Annotated in this window: 16 protein-coding genes; 9 read left to right on the top strand and 7 right to left on the bottom strand. The window is 35.0% G+C overall.

Annotated features, from left to right (window positions below; translation table 11 throughout):
* Positions 1-90 precede the first annotated feature (90 nt).
* The 3 genes from JK636_RS07775 to JK636_RS07765 all read left to right on the top strand — a co-directional run bounded on the left by JK636_RS07775 (position 91) and on the right by JK636_RS07765 (position 8,229).
* The gene (locus tag JK636_RS07775) at positions 91-5,640 is read left to right on the top strand and encodes a glycoside hydrolase family 38 N-terminal domain-containing protein (RefSeq protein ID WP_202748256.1); all 5,550 of its coding nucleotides are present in this window, start codon (positions 91-93) and stop codon (positions 5,638-5,640) included.
* 282 nt (positions 5,641-5,922) lie between these two features.
* Positions 5,923-6,417, top strand: a complete 495-nt coding sequence (locus JK636_RS07770; RefSeq protein ID WP_202748255.1) for an NUDIX hydrolase — start codon at positions 5,923-5,925, stop codon at positions 6,415-6,417.
* Positions 6,418-6,885: 468 nt separating this feature from the next.
* Positions 6,886-8,229: an APC family permease gene (locus tag JK636_RS07765; RefSeq protein WP_202748254.1), complete on the top strand. Its 1,344-nt coding sequence runs from the start codon at positions 6,886-6,888 to the stop codon at positions 8,227-8,229.
* 62 nt (positions 8,230-8,291) lie between these two features.
* Here JK636_RS07765 and JK636_RS07760 read toward each other — a convergent pair whose 3' ends face one another.
* From JK636_RS07760 to JK636_RS07745, 4 genes are all read right to left on the bottom strand, one after another.
* Positions 8,292-9,881: an ABC-F family ATP-binding cassette domain-containing protein gene (locus JK636_RS07760; protein WP_202748253.1), complete on the bottom strand. Its 1,590-nt coding sequence runs from the start codon at positions 9,879-9,881 to the stop codon at positions 8,292-8,294.
* A gap of 151 nt (positions 9,882-10,032) precedes the next feature.
* The gene (locus JK636_RS07755; protein ID WP_202748252.1) at positions 10,033-10,632 is read right to left on the bottom strand and encodes a manganese catalase family protein; all 600 of its coding nucleotides are present in this window, start codon (positions 10,630-10,632) and stop codon (positions 10,033-10,035) included.
* 18 nt (positions 10,633-10,650) lie between these two features.
* Positions 10,651-10,923 carry a spore coat protein CotJB gene (locus JK636_RS07750; RefSeq protein WP_207751703.1) on the bottom strand — a complete coding sequence of 91 codons (273 nt, stop codon included), beginning with the start codon at positions 10,921-10,923 and terminating at the stop codon, positions 10,651-10,653.
* Between the two features lie 15 nt (positions 10,924-10,938).
* Entirely contained in the window at positions 10,939-11,190 is a 252-nt protein-coding gene (locus JK636_RS07745; protein ID WP_202748251.1) for a spore coat associated protein CotJA, read from the bottom strand.
* A 270-nt stretch (positions 11,191-11,460) separates the two neighbouring features.
* On the opposite strand from JK636_RS07745, the gene JK636_RS07740 reads away from it, so the two are divergent.
* The gene (locus tag JK636_RS07740; protein WP_202748250.1) at positions 11,461-12,753 is read left to right on the top strand and encodes an NCS2 family permease; all 1,293 of its coding nucleotides are present in this window, start codon (positions 11,461-11,463) and stop codon (positions 12,751-12,753) included.
* A gap of 615 nt (positions 12,754-13,368) precedes the next feature.
* Positions 13,369-13,878 carry a translation initiation factor IF-3 gene (gene infC / locus JK636_RS07735; protein ID WP_202748792.1) on the top strand — a complete coding sequence of 170 codons (510 nt, stop codon included), beginning with the start codon at positions 13,369-13,371 and terminating at the stop codon, positions 13,876-13,878.
* Positions 13,879-13,994: 116 nt separating this feature from the next.
* On the opposite strand, the gene JK636_RS07730 is transcribed toward infC, so the two are convergent.
* Both JK636_RS07730 and JK636_RS07725 read right to left on the bottom strand, forming a co-directional pair.
* Positions 13,995-14,735, bottom strand: a complete 741-nt coding sequence (locus tag JK636_RS07730) for an alpha/beta hydrolase (RefSeq protein WP_202748249.1) — start codon at positions 14,733-14,735, stop codon at positions 13,995-13,997.
* Positions 14,736-14,846: 111 nt separating this feature from the next.
* On the bottom strand, positions 14,847-15,206 hold the full coding sequence (locus JK636_RS07725; protein ID WP_202748248.1) for a DnaA N-terminal domain-containing protein: 360 nt from the start codon (positions 15,204-15,206) through the stop codon (positions 14,847-14,849).
* Between the two features lie 371 nt (positions 15,207-15,577).
* On the opposite strand from JK636_RS07725, the gene JK636_RS07720 reads away from it, so the two are divergent.
* The 4 genes from JK636_RS07720 (at position 15,578) to JK636_RS07705 (ending at position 20,857) form a co-directional block, all read left to right on the top strand.
* Positions 15,578-17,317 carry an ABC transporter transmembrane domain-containing protein gene (locus JK636_RS07720; RefSeq protein ID WP_202748247.1) on the top strand — a complete coding sequence of 580 codons (1,740 nt, stop codon included), beginning with the start codon at positions 15,578-15,580 and terminating at the stop codon, positions 17,315-17,317.
* Positions 17,307-19,142 carry an ABC transporter ATP-binding protein gene (locus tag JK636_RS07715; protein ID WP_202748246.1) on the top strand — a complete coding sequence of 612 codons (1,836 nt, stop codon included), beginning with the start codon at positions 17,307-17,309 and terminating at the stop codon, positions 19,140-19,142. Before JK636_RS07720 ends, JK636_RS07715 begins: the two co-directional genes overlap by 11 nt.
* 74 nt (positions 19,143-19,216) lie before the next feature.
* The gene (locus JK636_RS07710) at positions 19,217-19,450 is read left to right on the top strand and encodes a DUF2249 domain-containing protein (RefSeq protein ID WP_202748245.1); all 234 of its coding nucleotides are present in this window, start codon (positions 19,217-19,219) and stop codon (positions 19,448-19,450) included.
* A 153-nt stretch (positions 19,451-19,603) separates the two neighbouring features.
* The gene (locus tag JK636_RS07705) at positions 19,604-20,857 is read left to right on the top strand and encodes an MFS transporter (protein ID WP_202748244.1); all 1,254 of its coding nucleotides are present in this window, start codon (positions 19,604-19,606) and stop codon (positions 20,855-20,857) included.
* A 55-nt stretch (positions 20,858-20,912) separates the two neighbouring features.
* On the opposite strand, the gene JK636_RS07700 is transcribed toward JK636_RS07705, so the two are convergent.
* Positions 20,913-22,043 carry an anti sigma factor C-terminal domain-containing protein gene (locus JK636_RS07700; protein WP_202748243.1) on the bottom strand — a complete coding sequence of 377 codons (1,131 nt, stop codon included), beginning with the start codon at positions 22,041-22,043 and terminating at the stop codon, positions 20,913-20,915.
* Positions 22,044-22,141: the final 98 nt, after the last annotated feature.

Raw genomic sequence — 22,141 nt, 5'->3', positions numbered from 1 at the left:
CAACTGACAGCTGGATAAAAAAAGCAGAATAGGGTGCTGCTGAATAATTTATTATTTCAACTATGGTAAACAAATAAATGGGGGGAGAATATGAGAAAAGCATTAAAAAAATTTATAGGCGCGGGTATGACGGCATCTATGATATTGACTGTACTGCCTGCGGGAACCGTTCAAGCCTATGATAAGACATCTACCGTCAATATGATAGGAAATGCCCATATTGATGCTGCTTGGAACTGGAGATATTCAGAGACTATAAAGGATATAATTCCTGATACCTTCAACAGAGCGCTTAGCTTAATGGATGCGAATCCCAATTATCGTTTTACAGCTTCTTCATCTCAGCTTTATCAATGGGCACAGGAATATTACCCTGATATGGCTGCAAAGATTGCAGAAAAAGTAAAGAACGGACAGTGGGAGATAGTAGGTGGACAAGTTGTTGAGCCGGATTTGAACAATACCGATGGTGAATCCATGGTAAGGCAGTCTTTGCTTGCACAGAACTACTTTAGAGACACTTATGGTACTATGCCTAAGGTAGCTTATGTGCCAGACGTATTTGGTTTTGGCTACAACATGCCTCAGTTCTTTAAAAAGAGCGGCATGGACTACTTTGTAACTACTAAGCTTAACTGGAACGACACGAACAGATGGCCCTACGAGTATTTTAATTGGACAGCACCTGACGGCAGCACTGTTACAAGTTACAAGCCAACCAATGATTACGTATTTGGTGATGTAACTCAGGACAGAGTTTTAAACACCTTAGCTTATCCAATAAGCCAGGGACTTACTTCAAGTCTTGTTCTCTATGGTAGTGGTGACCACGGCGGCGGGCCTAATCAGACGGAGATAAGCAGGATTAATCAGTTCGATAGCAACCCTGCTAATCCAAATGTAAAAATGAACACTACCATCAATGTTTTTAAGGATTTAGAACAGCAGGTAAAGGATAAGAATATCAAGGTACCAAATGTTGATAACGAATTATATTTTGAGAATCACAGGGGTGTCAGCACAACCTCAGATCCTATAAAAAAGTATAATCGATACTCTGAAGAAGCTGCTGAGCAGGCTGAAATATATAGCTCTGTAGGCGAATTATTAGGAGCAGTAAGCTATCCTCAGCAAAAGATTAATGAAGCATGGCAGAGAACGCTTTTAAATCAATTCCACGATGTGCTTCCAGGTTCAGCAATAGCTCCTGTATATAATGATGCTTTCAATGATGCTGAAATTGCTTTGAATAAGCTAAACAGTGCAAAGAACACTGCCTTAAACGGTATAGCAAGCAGAATAAAAACACAGGGCGAAGGACAGCCAATAGTACTTTACAACTCATTAGCATGGGAAAGAACAGAAGTTGTACAGGCAGATGTTGCATTAACTTCTGCAGGGAAGCCGGTTGCAATACTGGATGCCAGCGGCAAGGAAGTCCCAAGCCAAATTTTAAGCAGAAGTGGAAGCAGGGCTGTAGTGGCCTTTGAAGTAGCTGTTCCTGCTATGGGCTATTCAGTTTACAGAGCAGTAGAAAAAGATGCTGCTGGGCTAGCTACTACTATTAAGGTAGACGAAAGCAGCGGAAGTTTTGAAAACCAATTCTTTAAGGTAACTATAGACAAAGAAACAGGAAATATATCAAGCATATATGACAAGAAGAATAACAGAGAAGTTGTTGAAGCCGGAAAGCAGTTTAACGAACTTCAATTTCTGGAAGACACTCCAAGAGAGTGGGAAGCCTGGAATGTAGATTATGATGATATGACAGCAACACCTAAGGTGGCTAATACTGTAAAAAAACCTGTAGCGCTAGTTGAGAATGGCCCTACAAAGGCAACCTTTAAGGTATCAAAGGTTTCTCCATCAGGACTTTCTACAATTGATCAGTATATAACTATCTATAACAATACCGACAGAATAGATGTACAGCTTAAAATAAATTGGCAGGAAAAGCAGAAGATGCTTAAGGCGGCCTTCCCAATGAGCGTACATCCTGAAAATGTTACCTACGATATAGCTTATGCTACAATAAGCAGGCCTGCAGTAGATACACAGAGCCAATTTGAGGTAGTAGGCTATAAGTTTGCGGATATGTCAAAGGATGGCTATGGGGTATCAGTACTAAGCGACAGCAAGAGCGGTTGGGACTGTCCTGAAGGAGTTCTCCGTCTGTCATTGCTGAGATCTCCTACGGATAACAGAGGTGGAGCATCAGACATAGGAAACAGAGATATTAAATACTCCTTCTACCCTCACAGCGGAGATTGGAAAGAAGCTGAGGTTGCTTTAAAGGGCTACCAGTATAATTATCCAATAACAGCTTTCGCTGCTTCAAATCATGAAGGTGACCTTCCTTCTTCAGCTTCCTTTGCAAAGGTAAGCTCTGCAGATAATAACGTTGTAATGCCAACCCTGAAGAAGGCAGAAGTAAGAGGAATAGACCAAAAGAATGGCGAAGACAGATCAAGAAGCTATATAGTAAGATTAGTTGAAACTGAAGGGAAAGACAATTCAAGCGTTAAGGTAACTCTCCCAGCGTCAATTACTGAGGCTAAGGAAGTTAACCTTATCGAGGACGTAATTACTGGCACAGCTTCTCCAGAGATAAGCGGAAACAGCTTTACAACCAGCTTAAACAAGTATGAAATTAAGACATTCCTTGTTAATCTTGACAATTCCGCAATGTTTAAGGAAGCAAAGCCGCAATCGAAACCTGTAGACCTTGCATCTTATTACAATATTGACGGCATGTCTTATGATGCAAATAGAAAAGATGGAAATTATAACGGAAACGGAGAAACTTACTCAGCAGACTTAATGCCAGATAAGGTTGTAAATGAGGATGTAACATTTAATTTAGGACCTAAGGCGGATGGAAAGAACAATATAGTTCAGGCAGCGGGTCAGACAATAGAGGTAGCTAATGCAGGAAAGCATCAATATCTATTTATGCTTGGCAGCTCTACTTCAGGTATTGGAATCGGAGAGTTCAAGGTTAATTATACAGATGGAACCTCAGCTATGAGAACCTTCAGCTTCGCAGGCTGGAAGGATATTGTAGGCTACGCTCAAAATACCTATATTAAGGATACTATAGGCCTTCACCTTACACATACACATATGCCGGATGGAAACACCTTTGATATAGATAATAATATGTATGTTTATAAGATGGCGCTTGATGCTGAGAAGACAGTAAAGAGCATAACCTTACCGGATGTAAAGGCTATAAAGCTTGCTGCTATAACTCTGGTTGATGGTAATGTTTTAATATCTACTGATCAACAGGCTCCATCCAAGGTAAATAACCTTACTGCATCTGGAGCAAAGCAGTATTACAACACTGCAATTAATTTGTCCTGGGAGGCAGCCAGCGATAATACTGGAGTTTCGAACTACTTTATTTACAGAGCCACCAAGGAAGATTTCTCTGATGCCAAGCTTCTTGTAAGTACTACTGACACTAATTATACAGATACAGATTTTACAGGTATAAGCAAGTATTATTACGCTGTGTGTGCTCAAGATAATTCAGGCAATATAGGTGCTTTATCAGAGAAGGTTTCAGCCTTTGCTGGAGCAAATATAGCATTACTTAAGCCGACTAAAGCTGATGGAGAGATGAATTCAAACGAGGCAGCTAACCTAATTAATGATGGTAATACGGCTACAAAATGGTGCTATAACAATGGTCGCGCTGATGTTCACTGGAACGTTATAGACCTAGAGACCGAGAGAACAATAGATGGCTTCAAGCTTTATCACGCAGGCGCTGGTGGAGAGTCAGCGGAGTGGAATACAAGGGATTATAAGATATTAGTCAGCAGTGATAATAATAGCTGGACAGAGGTGGTAACACGTACTGGAAACAAGGACAGTATTACTGAAGATATACTTTCAGCTCCTGTGAAAGGAAGATATGTAAAGCTTGAGGTTACAAAACCTACAAATTCCAATGACGTGGCTGCCAGAATTTATGAATTCCAAGTTTATGGAGATGATGCAGACTTCCCGAAGGCTGTGCCGGAGGCACCACAGATAGAGAGCATAGTTCAAAATAATACTTCTGTTACATTAAACCTGAATTTTGCTAAAGACACTGAAAGCGTGGACGTGAAATATGGCACAGAACCAGGTGTATATGGAAGTACAATTACAGCGATTAAGAAAAACACTGTTACTATTGATAATCTAATCATAGGAAAAGCTTATTACTTCAGTGTTGTTCCTCGCAACATACTTGGAGAAGGAAAAGCTTCAGAAGAGATTTCCTATAAGATGCTGCAGAGCAAATCTTCTTCAGTGGATCTTTCTGCTTACTTCGATCTTGATGGTGCAAGCACACCTGACAAACCAAAAGAAGGTATGTTTGACGGAGTGGGCTGGGCCTATGATGGTAATGCAATACCATCAATAATAGAATATGGTAATATTAGATTCAAGCTTGGTTCCATGACCGGAACTGATAAAAATATAGTTTCTAGCTTAGGTCAAACAATTACTCTTCCTCAGGAAGCTTCAGCTCAAACAATTTACCTGCTTGAAGCTGGTGCTAATGGTACTCATACTGGAACTATAAAGGTTAACTATGCAGATGGAACAAGCGACAGCAAAAATCTTACCTTTACAGACTGGTGTCAGGGACCTGGTACCAATGAGAAGGTAGCTTACTCCATTGACCATAGAATATCGAATAATTCTGGTATAGTTGGGCCTGCGACGAACCTGTTTAGTCAGCCTGTAACTGTAGATAGCTCAAAAAAGATTTTAAGCATAACGCTACCAAATAAGAGTGGTGCTAAGATATTTGCAATATCACTTGTTAGCCTGGCAGACCCTGATACTTTATCTCATAATGCAAGCTTAAGCTCAATTAAAGCAGGGGATACTCTGATTGCAAGCTTCGACAAAAATACCTTTGAGTACAATGTACCTCTTCCAGCTGCAACAAAGGTTGCAGCAAAGGTTACTGTAACAACAGAGGATCCAAATGCTTTCGCATTTGTAACTCAGGCAGGAAGGTTCCCAGGAAGCTCCACTATAAATGTAGTTGCAGAAGATGGATTAACAAGAGCAACTTATAAGGTTAACTTCAAGGTTATGCTTGGCAGTGCAGCTCTAACAGTTAATAATGTGCAGCTTGAGAGAAATAATACTTCCAGTGCGACCGTTACAGCAAAGCTTGATAATGGAGATGCTGTTGACTTAAAGGAAGCAAAGGTGGAATTCCTCACAACAAATTCAGCTGTTGCCGCAGTAAATAGTAATACAGGAGTTATCACAGCAGGAAATGTTGGTATTGCAGAAATTTATGCAAAAGTAACACTTGATGGAATAACGGTAGAAAGCAATAGGATTGCAGTAACTGTGGATACAAGCATAATTTCCGTAGAAAAGCTACTTAACGGATATATTGCTGACAAAGAGGTAGTTGGACCACTAGTACCTCAGTTATCGAACAGTCTTCGTCAGGCAAAATTCTTTAGTGACAGCAGCAAAGCTTCTCAGGCTGTACAACACTTAGAGGACTTTGTTAAGCACCTTAACAATGCTCCAATGGACAGCCGAGTATCAGATAAGGCAAAAGAAGTATTAAACCTTGATGCAAAGGCTCTTATAGCTAAGTGGTCAAACTAATAGAGTACATTTGATGAAAAAGATTAGATAATTTTCTAAATAATCTAATCCTATATAAACCAGCCTCAGGAAAAAAGCTTTAGTTTCTGCTTTGTCCCTGAGGCAGGTTTGATTTTACAGCATAAATGGTTGATATGGGTAGCTCGGTTTACAAATTGTAATGTAAGCAGTGAACTGCAACAGGTTAAGCGTGGTAAGCACAAGTAAGGGGTGAGATATATGCAAAACTTTGATTGGCAATTATTGAAATCTGAACATATTGTCAGGGACAGATGGATTTCTTTGAGGGTAGATACATGTAGAATGCCAAATGGCAGGATTATTGCTCCGTATTATGTATATGAATATCCAACATGGGTAAATGTTGTAGCAATAACTACACAAAAGGAAGTTGTTTTAGTGGAACAATATCGTCATGGGTGTCAAAAGACACTTTTAGAATTACCATCGGGTGGGATGGAGCCAACAGATAAGTCTCCTGTTGAAGCAATAAAGAGAGAATTGGCAGAGGAGACAGGCTATACAGGAGAAGAGTTTATTCATACATGTACTATTTCTGCCAATCCAGCAAATCATAATAATTTAACTTATTGTTTTCTCGCATTGAATGTTGAATTAACTAAAGATGCTAGTCTTGATGAAACAGAACAAATAAGAGTAATATTAAAACCATTGAATGAAGTGCTCGAAAATCTTAAAAATAATGATTTTTTACAAGCACTACACGTTTCATCTTTATTTCATGCCTTAATTAATATGGATATCATAAAGATTTAATACTAAATAGTCTTATAAACTTTGTGTTAAAGTAAGAATTTAGTCTGAAATAGAAATATAATATTATAGAAACTATGGAATACCTCCAATGGTTCTTACAGAAAAGCTAAAGTAAATATTAGTTTTGAAAGACTCTGCATCTAGTACCAAGCTAGAAGTAGAGTCTTTTTATATTTTAGATTTTATAAAATATGAGTGTTAATTGAAATTGAATATCGAGGTGCTCTTAACTTTTCTTCAGCCTAAGGATAAAAGTACATTATATCCTCCTAATAATTATGCTCTTAATTATACTATGCATAAGTAGATAAAAGTGATAATAAATTATTATGTCATATAATAAAATAAAAAATCGAATTGAAAGTTATTTTCATTGACTCGTTGAGATTTTTTTAATAAAATATGAATATAATTAAAAATATCATAAAAAGTATTTACAACAAATAACACAAGAAAGGAATTTAATTTATGGAAGCTCGTAAGCTTGATGATCATGTAGAAGATTCAAAAAAGACCCTTAAGAAAGAAATAGGACTCTCAGAAGCTATTACTGTAGTTATTGGAGTAGTTATCGGTTCGGGAATATTTTTTAAAGCCTCTTCAGTTTTTAAAAATGCCGGCACTCCTATGCTTGGAATTTTAGCCTGGGTAATCGGCGGCGTTATAACAATGGCCTCAGCTCTTACTGTAGCAGAGATTGCAGCGGCTATTCCCAAGACAGGAGGAGTATTTGCATACTTAAAGGAACTTTATAGTGAAAGATGGGCCTTTTTATTTGGTTGGGTTCAAGCTTTAGTATATGTTCCAGGGGTTGCAGCAGCGCTGTCAATTGTATTTGTTACACAGGCTACTTATTTTATTCCAATGACTGAAGTTCAGCAAAAGATGCTTGCTATTTTTATGCTGTTTTTCATAACTGGGGTTAATATTATTTCAACAAAGCTTGGCAGTAAAGTACAGTTATTTGCAACTATAGGGAAACTGATACCTATATTTGTCATAATAGTTTTTGGACTTATAAAAGGTCAGGTAAACAGCTTCTCAGCTGCTCAGCCAGCAGTTTCAACGGGCATAGCTGGCTTTGGAGCCGCAATACTTGGTACTCTATGGGCTTATGATGGCTGGGTTGGAGTAGGAAATATGGCCGGAGAACTTAAAAATCCTAAGAAGGATCTTCCAAGATCTATAATAGTTGGACTAGCAGTTACAATAGGAGTTTATATACTTATTAATATTGCAATCGTAAAGATTATGCCTGTTTCAGAGGTTATTAACTCATCAAAACCTGCTTCTGATGCTGCGGTTATATTGTTTGGAAAATCTGGTGCCGGCCTTGTCGCAGCAGGTATAATGATATCTATTTTTGGTGCTTTAAACGGTTATTTAATGACAGGTGTTAGAGTTCCATTTGCTATGGCTTCTGATAATCTGTTTCCATTTGCTAAATTCTTTGGAATGGTAAATGAAAAGTTTGGAACACCGATAAATGTTTTTGTGTTTGAGGTTGTTTTAGCGGCTTTATATGTTCTGAGCGGTTCTTTTGATACACTTACAAATCTTGCTGTATTTGTTATGTGGATATTCTTTGTAATGACTGTTGCGGGAATATTTATATTAAGATCAAAGCACAAACATCTTGAAAGGCCATACAAGGTTCCATTATATCCGATTGTTCCTATAATTGGAATTGTTGGCGGTATCTATATATTGATAAGTACTCTTATAACTGATACAACTTATGCAATATACGGATTAGCAGTTACTTTAATAGGTCTTCCAGTATATATGTTAATTAAAAAAGTATACAAATAAAAAAGATAAATAGTAAAGGCAGATTTTGAATTCAAAATCTGCCTTTATTATTTATCTATAAATTAGTTACCTTTACTTTGAAGATACTCATCATAAGTTACTCTTTTGTCAATAACACCAGTTTCAGTTATTTCTATAATTCTATTAGCTATAGTTTGAATAAACTGATGGTCGTGTGAAGCAAATAACACAACGCTCTTGTAGTCTATAAGTCCGTTATTTACTGCAGTAATTGATTCAAGATCTAAGTGGTTTGTAGGTTGGTCTAGTATTAAAACATTAGCACTTGATAACATCATTCTAGAAAGCATACATCTTACTCTTTCGCCTCCGGAAAGTACCTTTGCCTGCTTTAACGCTTCTTCTCCAGAGAAAAGCATTCTGCCCAAGAAGCCTCTTAAATAGCTTTCAGCTTTTTCATCAGAGAACTGTCTCATCCAATCAACTAAGCTTAAATCTACATCATTGAAGAACTCAGAGTTATCCTTAGGGAAGTATGCCTTAGTTATTGTTATTCCCCATTTAAACTCACCGCTGTCTGGCTCAAGCTCTCCAGTTAAAATCTTAAATAAAGTAGTAGTAGCTATTTCGTTTTCTCCAACAAAAGCTATTTTATCATCTTTAGAAATAGTAAAGCTTACATTATCTAAAACTTTAACCCCATCGATAGTTTTAGAAATTCTATCTACAGTTAATATATCATTTCCAACTTCTCTTTCAGGTTTAAAGCCGACAAATGGATATCTTCTGCTTGAAGGTTGAATATCATCTAAAGAAATTTTATCTAAAAGCTTCTTACGGGACGTAGCCTGCTTTGATTTAGAAGCATTAGCGCTAAATCTAGCAACAAACTCTTGGAGCTGTTTAATTTTTTCTTCTTTTTTCTTATTCTGGTCTTTAGCCATTTGAGTTGCTAATTGGCTTGACTCATACCAGAAGTCATAGTTACCGACATAAAGCTTAATCTTTCCAAAGTCAACGTCAGCCATATGAGTACATACATTATTTAAAAAGTGTCTGTCATGGGATACAACGATAATTGTACCTTGAAAGTTTATTAAAAACTCTTCAAGCCAATTAATAGACTTTATGTCAAGGTGGTTAGTAGGCTCATCTAGTATAAGAACGCCAGGGTTTCCAAATATTGCTTGAGCTAAGAGTACCTTAACCTTTTCAGAACCGGAAAGCTCAGACATTCTTTTAGTATGAATATCTATTCCTATTCCAAGCCCCTGAAGAAGAGTTGAAGCCTCTGATTCTGCTTCCCAACCGTTAAGTTCAGCAAATTCTCCCTCAAGCTCTGATGCTTTAATTCCATCTTCATCAGTAAAATCAGCTTTAGCATAAAGCTCATCTTTTTCCTTCATTATCTCATAAAGTCTGGCATTTCCCATTATAACTGTTTCTAAAACTTCATATTCATCATATTGATAATGGTCCTGCTTTAAAACAGACATTCTAACACCAGGGGCAATGCTTACTTCTCCAGTGTTTGCTTCTATTTCACCAGATAAAATTTTCAAAAAAGTACTTTTGCCGGCACCGTTTGCTCCTATAACTCCATAACAGTTTCCAGGAGTGAATTTTATATTTACATCATCAAAAAGTTTTCTATCACCGTATCTTAAACTAACATTAGTTACTGTAATCAAAGTTTACATCCATCCTTTATTTATAATTTTGACACACAAGTTCAAATTATAACATAAATTCTTCTTAATTTCACTACATTTAAGTAAAGTTAACGTAAATATAAAAACTGCTGAATTAAGCTTCAACAGTTTTTATGGAAAGCTAAGTATTTTATTTTAAAAAGTCTGGTTTAGGCATCATGAATAAGTGAGGCTCCTGTAAATGATCCTGAACTATTCGTAAAGCTTCTCCAAATCTTTGAAAATGAACAACTTCTCTTTCTCGAAGGAACTTTAATGGTTCTATAACGTCAGGGTCATCAGCCATATTAATTAAGTATTCGTAGGTAGCTCTTGCTTTTTGTTCAGCGGCAAGGTCCTCTGTCAGGTCAACTATTGGGTCGCCTTTTACTTGAATATATGCAGCGTTAAAAGGAACTCCTGCCGCACTTACAGGATAAATTCCTCTATCGTGATCCACATAATAGGTGTCTAATCCTGCCTTTTTTATTTCCTCGAGACTAGCACCTTTAACTAGCTGATTAACAATAGCTCCAACAATTTCAAGGTGAGCTAATTCTTCTGTTCCTATGTCGTTTAAAGTTGCAATAGCTTGAGGGGTAATCATTGAAAATCTTTGGCTTAGGTATCTCAATGAAGCGGCAAGTTCTCCATCTGGTCCCCCGTATTGAGTTATTATAAGTTTTGCCATAGCTGGATTAGGATTTTTTATTTTAACTGGGAATTCAAGTATCTTGTCGTATGTCCACATATACTAAATCTCCTTTCCTTAAAGCTTATAATTTGCTTCGTATTCCCAAGGCCAAGGTTCATTAATCCAATGCCATGGGTATGGGCTGAGTGAATCGTCCTGAGATATCATGCCAAAACACTTGTTATACTCGTCTCTTAACATTTTAAATTCTTTAACAAAAGTATTTCGCTTTGCTAAAGCTTCTTTATCTGTGGGATGGGTATTAAGATATAATTGAAGATCTTCAAGCATCATATGAACTGCTGCTATTTGTCTTTTTAGATCCATTTTACTCATATTTTCTTTCATAATAATGCCTCCTTCTTAATCGCATTCATATGACTTTGGTGATTTGTATTTTTTATCTCTTGGTTCATAAGGACTATAGAGCTCAGGAAAGGCTGTGCCCCTCTTTAATGCCTCTATTGGTCTAAAGAGCTCGCACATAAACTGATATGGAACATAGGCAGCTGCAAGTCTTACATTTTTAATCACAGTCTCTTGGGGGATACAATTCATCATAGGCATACAATTTGCATCGTACATTTCTCCATCTGGTTTTGCTATATAAGCCATTTTTTCTCCTCCTTAAAGGTTTCTAAAGTTGCTAACACAATATCAGTATATGATTTAAGAATAACTTTGCTACTGAAAGCATAAAATATAGATTGAAATTTACACGAAAAATATATACGAACACTAGGCTTGAAAATAAATTAATAAATTCGTTAAATGCAAACTATATTGGATATTTTTAATAAATTGTTCGTAAACTATATTGATTTTTTAAAGTAAAACTGATAATATGGACAAGTGCTTAAAAGAAATAACTCGGGAGATGATAAAATGTTACAAACATTTTTTAAATTAAAGGAGAACAAGACAACAGTTAAAACTGAAATTGTGGCAGGTATAACTACCTTTATGACCATGGCGTACATACTAATTGTTAATCCAAGTATACTATCCCAGTCTGGAATGGATTTTGGTGCTGTCTTTACTGCAACTGCTATAGCTACAATAATAACTACGCTATTTATAGGAATTTATGCAAAACTACCTTTTGCTGCGGCACCAGGTATGGGACTTAACGCCTTCTTTGCCTTTACAGTAGTCAAAGGTATGGGGTACTCCTGGCAGTTTGCATTAACTGCAGTTCTGCTTGAAGGAATTATATTTATACTCTTAACTGTATTTAATGTTCGTGAAGCTATAGTTAACTGTATTCCACTTAATATAAAAAGAGCAATTTCCGTTGGAATAGGACTTTTTATAGCGTTTCTAGGTTTTGATAATGCTAAAATTGTAATTCATAAAGAGGGCAGTACAATAGTACAGCTTGGAAACTTAGGAGATCCGTTTACTCTTCTTGCTATAATAGGAATATTAATAACAGCAATATTAGTAGCAAGAAAGGTTAAAGGAGCATTTCTTATTGGAATACTGGCAACAACTCTTATAGGAATTCCAATGGGAATAACAAAAATACCTACAAGCTTTATAAGTGCTCCACCATCCTTAAGACCAACTTTTATGCATTTTGAATGGAATCATGTATTTAGTTTAGATATGCTTGTTGTCTTATTTACATTCTTATTTATGGATATGTTTGATACTATAGGTACCTTAGTAGGAGTTGCCACAAAGGCAAATATGATTGATGAAAAGGGAAATGTGCCAAGAGCTAAACATGCACTGCTTGCTGATGCAATTGGAACAACTTTAGGTGCTATGCTTGGAACAAGTGCCTTAACTGCTTATGTTGAAAGTGCATCAGGAGTAGCGGAAGGTGGAAGAACTGGACTTACCGCTGTTTCTACTGCTGTTATGTTTATAATAGCATTATTTCTATCACCACTATTTTTAATGATACCTGCACCAGCAACAGCACCAGCATTAATATTAGTTGGATTGTTTATGCTTGAGCCAATAAAAGAAATAGACCTTACTGATTTTTCAGAGGCTATACCAGCCTTTATTACACTTATAATAATGCCTTTATCCTACAGCATAGCTGATGGTATTGCATTTGGAATGATATCCTATGTAGTTATTAAACTAGCTACTGGAAAGGCTAAAGATATATCAATTGCAACTTTTATAATAGGAATATTATTTGTGTTAAAGTTTTTTATATAATTATAGTTAAAAAACAGCTGAAGCAAGAATAATAAAATCCTGCCTCAGCTGTTTCTATTAGTAAAAAGTTTTCCAAAAGAAATAACTTGTGTTTTATGGCTGAATATATTATACTTATTAAGTTGATAAAAAAATCAATTAAATTATAGAATAGTTGCAAGTTAAAATTTGCAAAATTGACTTTGTTTTAAATATTAGAAATATAGATAATTAGAATTGACAGGTCTGTTACAATCAATATTGCCCTTCTTTTCCTTCTAATTTAATTCCTGATTATTAAAATTCTGTTTGTGTTTTGTACTAAATGATACTTCTTATAAGTATACTAGTATATTGCAGCGATTCTATAAGAAGACGCAGACTACAGAATTTATGTTGAAATTCAAGGTCTCTAGGAAATTAGGAGGTAAAAATGAACGAAGAAAGAATATTTGTAATAACAGAAGATGTTATTGAAGAATGTTTGGCTGAATCTTTAGCTGACTAATAGTATAAATGCTATCAGTGCTTAAGGTATTGATAGCATTTATTTTATAACATAAGCTAATTTGTTACATATACTATAATAATAAAATAAATTTGTGTTAAACTAAAAGGTAAAATAATGGAGGTGTTATTATTAATAAAAATGCAAATTTAAACGAAGGAATAAGAGAAAAGGAAATTAGATTAGTTTCTGATGAAGGTAGTGAAATAATTAGTACAAGAGCAGCATTGGATATGGCGATAGAGAAGGACATGGACTTAGTTATGATTTCGCCTGGAGCTAATCCGCCTGTATGCAGAATTATGGACTATAATAAATTTCTTTATGAACAATCTAAGAAACAAAAAGAAATGAAGAAAAATCAGAAGATTGTTGATCTTAAAGAAATAAGATTAAGCCCGACTATCGAAGATCATGATATAGATGTTAAGGCTAATAATGCTAAAAGATTTTTAGAAAATGAAGATAAAGTTAAGGTAACTATTAGATTTAGAGGAAGACAAAATGCTAATACTAATGTTGGATATAAAGTAATGCAGGATTTTGTTGATAGAATTGGTGAAGCAGGAGTAGTTGAGAAGCCTGCAAAGCTTGAAGGAAATAATATGATAATGATTATGGCACCTAAAAAGCAGTAATATAATATTTTGATGAATATTTTAAAGCCGGCTTAAACATTGTATTTTATACATTGCTTAAGCCGGCTTTTGTGCTATCTTCGGTATACTCAGCAGTGGCAAGATCCCTCTTTTTATCATTTTGAAACTTCACTTAATAAGCTGACGGTGTACTGTACTGCAATACTTTGCTGCTGAACTGCAGGAATTTTAGCGGGATTATCACCCTTTTGAGCACCATAGCTTCCAAATTGAGCATGATTTCCGCCTTCAATAGGCATAAACTCAGCATCTTTAGGAACTATAGCTTTAGCTCCAGTAACTTTAGAAATGTCCGCACAACCATCTTCACTTCCCCATAATGATAAAACTTTTAGATCATCTTTAGACATATCGTCTTTTGCTTGAGGATAAGCTGCAAACATAACAAGTCCTTTTATTTCATCAGTATGCTTTTTAGCAAAGCTTGCTGCAATAACACCCCCTAAAGAATGTCCACCTATAACCCAATTTTTAATTTCGGGATAAGCTTTTATTACCTCTTGAGCTTTATCGCCATTTAAGACTGCAAGATTTAAAGGCATAGGTACTATTATAACCTTATAGCCTTGTGAAGCTATTTTGCTGCATATAGGAGCGTAGGCTTCAGGAGCTACCTTGCCGCCTGGATAAAATATAAATCCGGTTTCAGTTTTCTTATCTTTTGGTGTAAAAGTTATAAACTTATCATTTAATACTTCAATATTACTATTGCTATTAAATGCTGTAATAGCATCTTCGGTAGGGCGGGAATAACTTAATACCCAGAAAGCAGAGTAACTGATTATTAAGACGATTAATAGAAGAGGGATGAATCTTAAAAATTTTCTTTTATTCATTATAAAATCTCCCTAAAAAATAATATGAAATGAAAAATATCACTTTAAGGATACATTGCATTTCATATTGATTATATTATATATTTAATTAGAGGGCTATAGTAATTGATACTAAAAGGAAACAAAAAATTTCTTTGAAGAAAGCATTATTTTTTCCATGAAGATTGAAGGATTTTCATCTTGTAGATATTCTTCAAAATTATTGTGCTTTTTATCAATATCATTTTCTCCATCTGTTTTTATTATTAGCTTTGAAAATTGAAGTTCTCGTCTGTAAAGCTCCTCAATATGAGAGAGGTACCTTTCTCCTAAGGTTTCTTTAATATATTGATTAGGAACAGTAATTATAATATTTTCTTCTTCAATAAAAGCTTTTTCAGTAAAGAAAAGCCATGCCTTATATATAACCTCATTGTATTCTCCTTTAAGTAAATCACAGATATTTTGACTGATTAATGATAAATTTTTCATACAAAAATCTCCTTTCAAGCTTATATTTATATCAGATTAATATAAAATGTCATAGTTTGATGTAAAATGATGAAGTATGCAAAAATGAATTATTCATCCTTCATAATAATTATTATATGCTTTATTTATGGTTATAGTCAATGCTAAAAATGAATTTTTAAATATTTAAATTGCAAAATTTATATGAACAAAAAATATAAATAATATAAAAATATAATATATTTGTTATATGAAGCATAAGACAACAAAATAAGTGCAAGAATTAGATGGAAAACTTTCAATTAGCTTTGATGGCAAGATGAATTCAAATAGTAAATTGTGTTATAATATTTTTATTAGTTGCAAATACAAGTATTTAAGGGGATGGTCTAGTGAAGCCGTATAAGAAATACATACAAAAATACTGGAAGCTTTTTATGCTTGCAATATGTTTTTTAATGGTGGAGGCAATTTGTGATTTGCTTCAGCCAACGATAATGTCAAAAATTATAGATAGGGGAGTAGCTGGCGGTAAAATGGATTATGTGCTTTCTTATGGAGGATTAATGCTCCTTGTAACAGCGATAGGCGCTGTAGGCGCAGTGGTGAGAAATATTGTTTCAAGCAATGTATCACAAAGCTTTGGAGCAGATTTACGCTCTGACCTATATAAGAAAGTACAAAGCTTTTCCTTTGAAAATATAGACAAGCTGCAGACAGCTTCTCTGATTACAAGACTTACAAACGATGTTACTCAAGTACAGGGTTTTGTTCATGGAACAATGAGAATCTTCGTAAAAGCTCCCATAGTGTGTATTGGAAGTCTTATTATGGCCTATGTACTAAATCCTAAAATGGCAATAATTTTGCTTATAGTAGTACCTGTGGTTGGATTAATAATCTATTTGAGTATGAAAACAGGATACCCTTATTTTGTAAAGGTTCAAAGAGCTCTAGATAAAGTAAACAGTGTTATGAGAGAGTACCTTTCAGGAGTAAGAGTAGTAAAAGCTTTTAATAGATTTAACTATGAAACTGAACGTTTTAATGAAGCTAATGATTTACTTGCTTCTCAAAATATTAAAGCTATGAGAGTAATGGCTATGTTTAATCCTTTTATAACTTTTACTGTAAATATGGGTATAGTAGTTGTACTTTGGCTTGGAGGACTAAGAGTTAGTCAAGGACAAATAAAGGTTGGCCAGATTATTGCGTTTACAAATTACATGACTCAAATTTTGTTTTCTCTGATGATGATTTCAAATGTTTTTATGATGTTTATTAGAGCCAGAGCTTCTGCTGAAAGAATCGGTGAAGTGTTTTTAGAAGAAAATAATCTTATATTTGCAGAGAGTAGTATGGAGTCTTCAGAAATAAAGGGAAGAGTTGATTTTGAAAATGTAAGTTTTTCTTATAATAAGAATTCTGGCGAACCAGTTCTTACAAATATTAATCTAAGTTTTCTTAAAGGAGAAACTGTTGGAATTATAGGTTCTACAGGTTCGGGAAAAAGTACGCTTGTAAGCTTAATCCCTAGATTTTATGATTGCAATTTTGGAAGAGTCTTAGTAGATGGGATAGATGTAAAGCAATATACTCTAAATAACCTAAGAGAAAAAATAGCTTTGGTTCCTCAAAAGAGTATTCTTTTTACTGGAAGCTTAATAGAGAATATAAAATGGGGAAAGGAAGATGCTTCGGAAGAAGAGGTTATTGAAGCTGCAAAGGTTTCAGAAGCACATAGCTTTATACAAACCATGCCAGAAGGATATAATACTCAGCTTGGCCAAGGGGGAGTTAATCTATCCGGCGGACAAAAGCAGCGTGTATCTATAGCTCGTGCTTTAATTAAAAAACCTGAGATACTTATACTTGATGACAGTACAAGTGCAGTAGATGTTACTACAGAAGCAAAAATCAGAGAGGCCTTAAAGGATTATTCTAAAAATCTTACAACAATAATAATAGCTCAAAGAATAACTTCAGTAATGGGAGCAGACAAGATAGTGGTTTTAGATAATGGAAGCATAGCAGGACTTGGAACCCATGAAAAACTTATGGAAAGCTGCAAGGTTTATCAGGATATATTCCGTTCTCAAATAGGCAAGGAGTTGATGCAAAATGGAAAATAGAAGATTTGGCCCTGGCGGCGGAAGAACTCCAGGAGGAATTGGAAGATTTGCTCCTGTTGTAAAACCAAAGGATCTTAAGGGTACTATGAGGAGGCTTTGGAAATACTTTGGAAGAGAACGTTCAATGTTTACAATAATATTTGTGCTTTTATTTATAAGTACGATAATAGGACTTATTGTACCTTACCTCATAGGAAAAGCAGTGGATGCGATGTCTTTAGAAAAAATAGGCGTTGATTTTGTGAGTTTAAAAATAGTTGTAATAACTCTTGTTATAGCATATATCGCAGATTCCTTTATAAACCTTGTTCAAGGATGGCTTATGGCAGGAGTATCTCAAAGGATAGTAAAAAATCTTAGGAGCACATTATTTGAAAAACTTCAAAAGCTTCCTGTATCATTTTTTGATATGAGAACTCATGGTGATTTAATGAGCAGACTGTCAAATGATATAGACAATGTCAGCTCCACAATTTCTCAATCAACAACACAGCTTATGTCAAATGTAATTATGATAACAGGTTCTCTTGTGATGATGCTTGTAAGAAGTCCTCTTTTAACTCTGGCAAGTGTAATAACTATCCCTATGGTTTTTGGACTTACAAAGACAATTGCAAAGAAGACAAAGCCTTTATTTAAAGAGCAGCAGGTTGCTCTTGGAAAGTTAAATGGCCAAATTGAGGAAACTATTTCAGGAATTCAAGTTGTAAAGGCTTTTAATCATGAAGCAAAAGTTATAGAGGAATTTGAAGAAACTAACTCACAGCTTCGAAAGGTTGGTATAAGAGCACAAATTTTATCAGGGTATATTATGCCCTTAATGAATGTGATAAATAATATAGGTTTTGCAGCAGTTGCTGCTGTTGGTGGAGCTTTAGCTGTTAGGAATATGATTACTATAGGGGTAATCGCAAGCTTTTTAAGCTACTCGAGACAATTTTCAAGACCTTTAAACGAAGTTGCAAGTATATTCAATACGCTCCAATCAGCAATTGCAGGTGCTGAAAGAGTTTTTGAGATACTGGATGAGAAAGAAGAAGATAAGGATGTAGAAGGCGCAGAGGCAATGGATAAACTAAAGGGGCATGTTGTATTTGATAATGTTGATTTTGGATACAGAGAGGATGTGCCAATACTCAAAAATATAAGTTTTGAGGCAAAGCCAGGAACAAATATTGCTTTAGTTGGTCCTACAGGTGCAGGAAAGACTACTGTAGTAAACCTCCTAACAAGATTTTATGATGTAACAGGCGGAAAAATATTAATTGATGGGCAGGATATAAGAAACTATACAAGAGACAGTCTAAGAAGATGCTTTGGCATAGTTCTTCAGGATACTTACTTATTCTCTGGAACAGTAAGGGAAAATATAAAGTATGGAAGGCTTGATGCAACAGATGAAGAAATGGAAAAGGCAGCTGCAATGGCAAATGCAGATATATTCATTAGACGTCTTCCAAAGGGTTATGATACGATTCTTACTGAGAGCGGAAGTAATCTAAGTCAGGGGCAAAGACAGCTTTTGGCTATTGCCAGGGCAATACTTAGTGATCCTCCAATACTAATACTTGATGAGGCTACAAGCAGCGTTGATACTCGTACAGAACTTCATATACAGGAAGCTATGCTTAAGCTTATGGAGGGAAGAACAAGTTTTATTATAGCTCACAGATTAAGTACTATTCGCGATGCAGATACTATAATGGTGATTGACAATGGACAGATAATGGAAAGAGGAAACCATGAAGAACTTATAAAAAATCAGGGTAAATATCATGATATGTACTTTAGCCAATTTAAAAACTTGGGAGTTGAAGAAATTTGATTTAAATCACAGCTTATTACTAATACTAAGGTTATAATCTGTATATAACAATTTAACCTAGGGAGGCTAATAAGATGAGTAATTTTTCAGCAACAGTAGATGCAAGACAATATCCGCCAAGAGACAAACATGCAGTTATCTTTGATACATATGGAAATCTAAAGAGCGGAGAAAAAATGGAACTTATAAATGATCATGATCCAAAGCCGCTTTACTATCAATTTTCAGCCGAATTTGCTGGACAATTTGAATGGCAGTACCTAGAGGAAGGCCCAGAAGTTTGGAGAGTTTCAATAGGGAAAAAATAAATATTCTACTAGCCCAAAAAGCTTGAGTTAATTCTCAAGCTTTTTATTTGTTTAAAAACATTAAAAAACAGTTGCAAAAATGAACAGCGTTCACTATAATATAAGTATGGATAATTACTATTATTTAGAAATAAGTTTAGGAGTGACATTTTTATGAAAAAGAAGAAATCACCAATATTAACAATATTTTTTACTGTATTTTTAGATTTATTAGGCCTAGGTATTATTATACCAATACTGCCGGCTGTACTCCTTGATCCAAGAGGAGGGGTTCTTCCATTTAGCTACAGTTTTTCAACCAGAACCATGCTGTATGGATTTATGATTGCTGCTTATCCTCTTGCTCAGTTTTTTGGAGCACCTATACTAGGTACGCTTGCAGATCAAAAGGGGAGAAAGAAACTTCTTATAGTATCGCTTATAGGTACTTTGGCAGGTTATATTATTTTTGCCATAGGAATAATTCAAAAGGATATATATTTACTATTTGCAGGTAGAATTTTAGATGGTTTTACTGGCGGTAATATTTCTATTGCACAATCAGCTATCGCAGATGTAAGTGATGAAAAGACAAAATCAAAAAACTTCGGTCTTATAGGAATGGCTTTTGGTCTAGGATTTATAATAGGGCCTTATATAGGAGGAAAGCTTTCAGATGCTTCAGTAGTAAGCTGGTTTACTTATTCGACTCCATTTTGGCTTTCGGTTATATTAACAACGATAAATATTGCTTTAGTCATATGGAATTTTCCAGAGACACTGCCTAGTGGAAGAAAGGTAAAAGTAAGTGCATTAACAGGAATAAAAAATATAGGTAAAGCCTTTAAATATGAAAACTTAAGAGTAATGTTTTTAGTAGTATTCCTTTTAACTGTTGGCTTCAATTTTTTCACACAATTCTTTCAAGTATTTTTAATAGGCAAATTCAGATTTACACAATCTCAAATAGGCGACTTCTTTGCCTATATGGGACTTTGGATAGCAGTTGCACAAGGGGCTGTTTTAAGACCTTTATCTAAAAAATATAAGCCATCTGCAATTTTAAAGTATTCTATAATCTTATTGGCAGCGACTTTCCCAATACTTTTATTGCCTGATAAAGCTAAGTGGCTATATTTCATTGTACCTTTTATATCAATTTTTCAAGGACTAACTCAGCCAAACAGTACAGCTATAATTTCAAATTTAAGCGACAAAGATAAGCAGGGGGAAATACTTGGAATAAATCAGTCAATTTTATCAGTGGCTCAAGCTATTCCGCCTATAATTGCAGGTTTTGTAACTTCAGTAAGCTTAAATCTGCCAACACTGTTTGCAGCAGGAGCAACTATATTTGCATGGATCATATTTGTATTTTTATTTAAAAGGTCTAAAACCTCAAAAGTAAATGAGGAAAGTATAGCATAAAAATAAAAAATACTGGAGGAGACATATCAGAGCTCTTCCAGTATTTTTTATAAGTTTAGTTCCAAAACCAAAAATCTATATCAGTAACATTTTCAAAACGTATAGCAAGACTATCCTGAAGTTTTAAAAGTTCTTTTGTTGGCCCTGTGAGTTGAAGTCCGTAAATTTTTAAACCGTTTTTTACAACATAGGCTGCCTTTGAGCCTACTCCGTTGTTTATAGAGTTATCCTTCATAAGTTCTGTATCGTTTTTAACATACTTCTTATTATTTTCTAACCACTTCATTTCTTCTATAATTTTTTCACTATATTCTTTTATATTCTTTTTGTTAAGCTCAATGCTATGCATATCAGGCTCTCTTATAAAAAGTGTTCCGGGTATGCCCCATTGAATATATTGATTCTGTCCCATGGACATATTTTTAGGCTTAAAGCTTTCTTCTCCACACTCAACAGCCATCCAGGTTATCTTAACATCATAACCGTTTAGAAGCTTTTCAATTTCATTTAAGTCTATAGTCTTACTTAGCGATAGGTTAATCTTAGCTACAGTATTATCGCCATTTTTAGTCAATATTATTTTTGTATTTTCTGGAGAAGCTTCATCTAGATAACTACTTTCTGGAGAAACCTTCGGGTGAATAAAAGATGGACCTTTAAAATCCTTATATATCATATTTCCGGTTATCAGGCTTAGCTTTGCTTCAATAGGAGCAGAAGGTTTTTTCTTAGTGCCTATCTCCTCATATGTGAAGGCAGACAAGGTAGTAGAATAAAACTGAAGTCCTTTGAAGGAGTTTCCGTAACCTCCCACATTAACCGGCTGTGAAAATTGGGCTAAATCCACCAAGGCTCTGCTGTATTTGCTAAGGTTAAGCATTCTAGTCATATTTAATATTCCAGGTACAACTAAAAATAATATACAAGCTGCAGCTAGTATAACTCCTGTAACTTTTATTGAAATTTTAGCTATAAGTTTTTTTCTAGCTTTGATTAGAGCTTTTTCTACTTCTTTATCGTTAGGTACTATAGCATTGTTGTTGAGGTTGTTTTCATCTAAGGCGGTCATTTCTTTCATACACTCTGGGCATTCGCTCAAGTGTCTCGATATTTTATCTCTTTCTTCATTGCTGCACGTTCCGGAAATATATTTACTGAGGCTTTCTTTAACATCACTGCACTTCATTATTTATTTCTCCTTTCACTCGAAATACTGGGAATCTTAGAGTGCTCACTACCATTCGCAAGATTCCCGCTAAAGTCCATTTAGAGCTTTGCTCCGCC

This window comes from Clostridium rhizosphaerae, from assembly GCF_016765585.1.
In the GTDB taxonomy this organism is placed as follows: domain Bacteria; phylum Bacillota; class Clostridia; order Clostridiales; family Clostridiaceae; genus Clostridium_AT; species Clostridium_AT rhizosphaerae.
This window is presented reverse-complemented; position numbering and strand designations above follow the sequence as displayed.

What these genes read in the sequence shown, in the direction of transcription:
- JK636_RS07775 (WP_202748256.1), top strand. Translation starts at nt 91, where the DNA reads ATGAGAAAAGCATTAAAAAAATTTATAGGCGCGGGTATGACGGCATCT.
- JK636_RS07765 (WP_202748254.1), top strand. Translation starts at nt 6,886, where the DNA reads ATGGAAGCTCGTAAGCTTGATGATCATGTAGAAGATTCAAAAAAGACC.
- JK636_RS07755 (WP_202748252.1), bottom strand. Translation starts at nt 10,632, where the DNA reads ATGTGGACATACGACAAGATACTTGAATTCCCAGTTAAAATAAAAAAT.
- JK636_RS07750 (WP_207751703.1), bottom strand. Translation starts at nt 10,923, where the DNA reads ATGAAAGAAAATATGAGTAAAATGGATCTAAAAAGACAAATAGCAGCA.
- JK636_RS07745 (WP_202748251.1), bottom strand. Translation starts at nt 11,190, where the DNA reads ATGGCTTATATAGCAAAACCAGATGGAGAAATGTACGATGCAAATTGT.
- JK636_RS07740 (WP_202748250.1), top strand. Translation starts at nt 11,461, where the DNA reads ATGTTACAAACATTTTTTAAATTAAAGGAGAACAAGACAACAGTTAAA.
- JK636_RS07730 (WP_202748249.1), bottom strand. Translation starts at nt 14,735, where the DNA reads ATGAATAAAAGAAAATTTTTAAGATTCATCCCTCTTCTATTAATCGTC.
- JK636_RS07725 (WP_202748248.1), bottom strand. Translation starts at nt 15,206, where the DNA reads ATGAAAAATTTATCATTAATCAGTCAAAATATCTGTGATTTACTTAAA.
- JK636_RS07715 (WP_202748246.1), top strand. Translation starts at nt 17,307, where the DNA reads ATGGAAAATAGAAGATTTGGCCCTGGCGGCGGAAGAACTCCAGGAGGA.
- JK636_RS07710 (WP_202748245.1), top strand. Translation starts at nt 19,217, where the DNA reads ATGAGTAATTTTTCAGCAACAGTAGATGCAAGACAATATCCGCCAAGA.
- JK636_RS07705 (WP_202748244.1), top strand. Translation starts at nt 19,604, where the DNA reads ATGAAAAAGAAGAAATCACCAATATTAACAATATTTTTTACTGTATTT.
- JK636_RS07700 (WP_202748243.1), bottom strand. Translation starts at nt 22,043, where the DNA reads ATGAAGTGCAGTGATGTTAAAGAAAGCCTCAGTAAATATATTTCCGGA.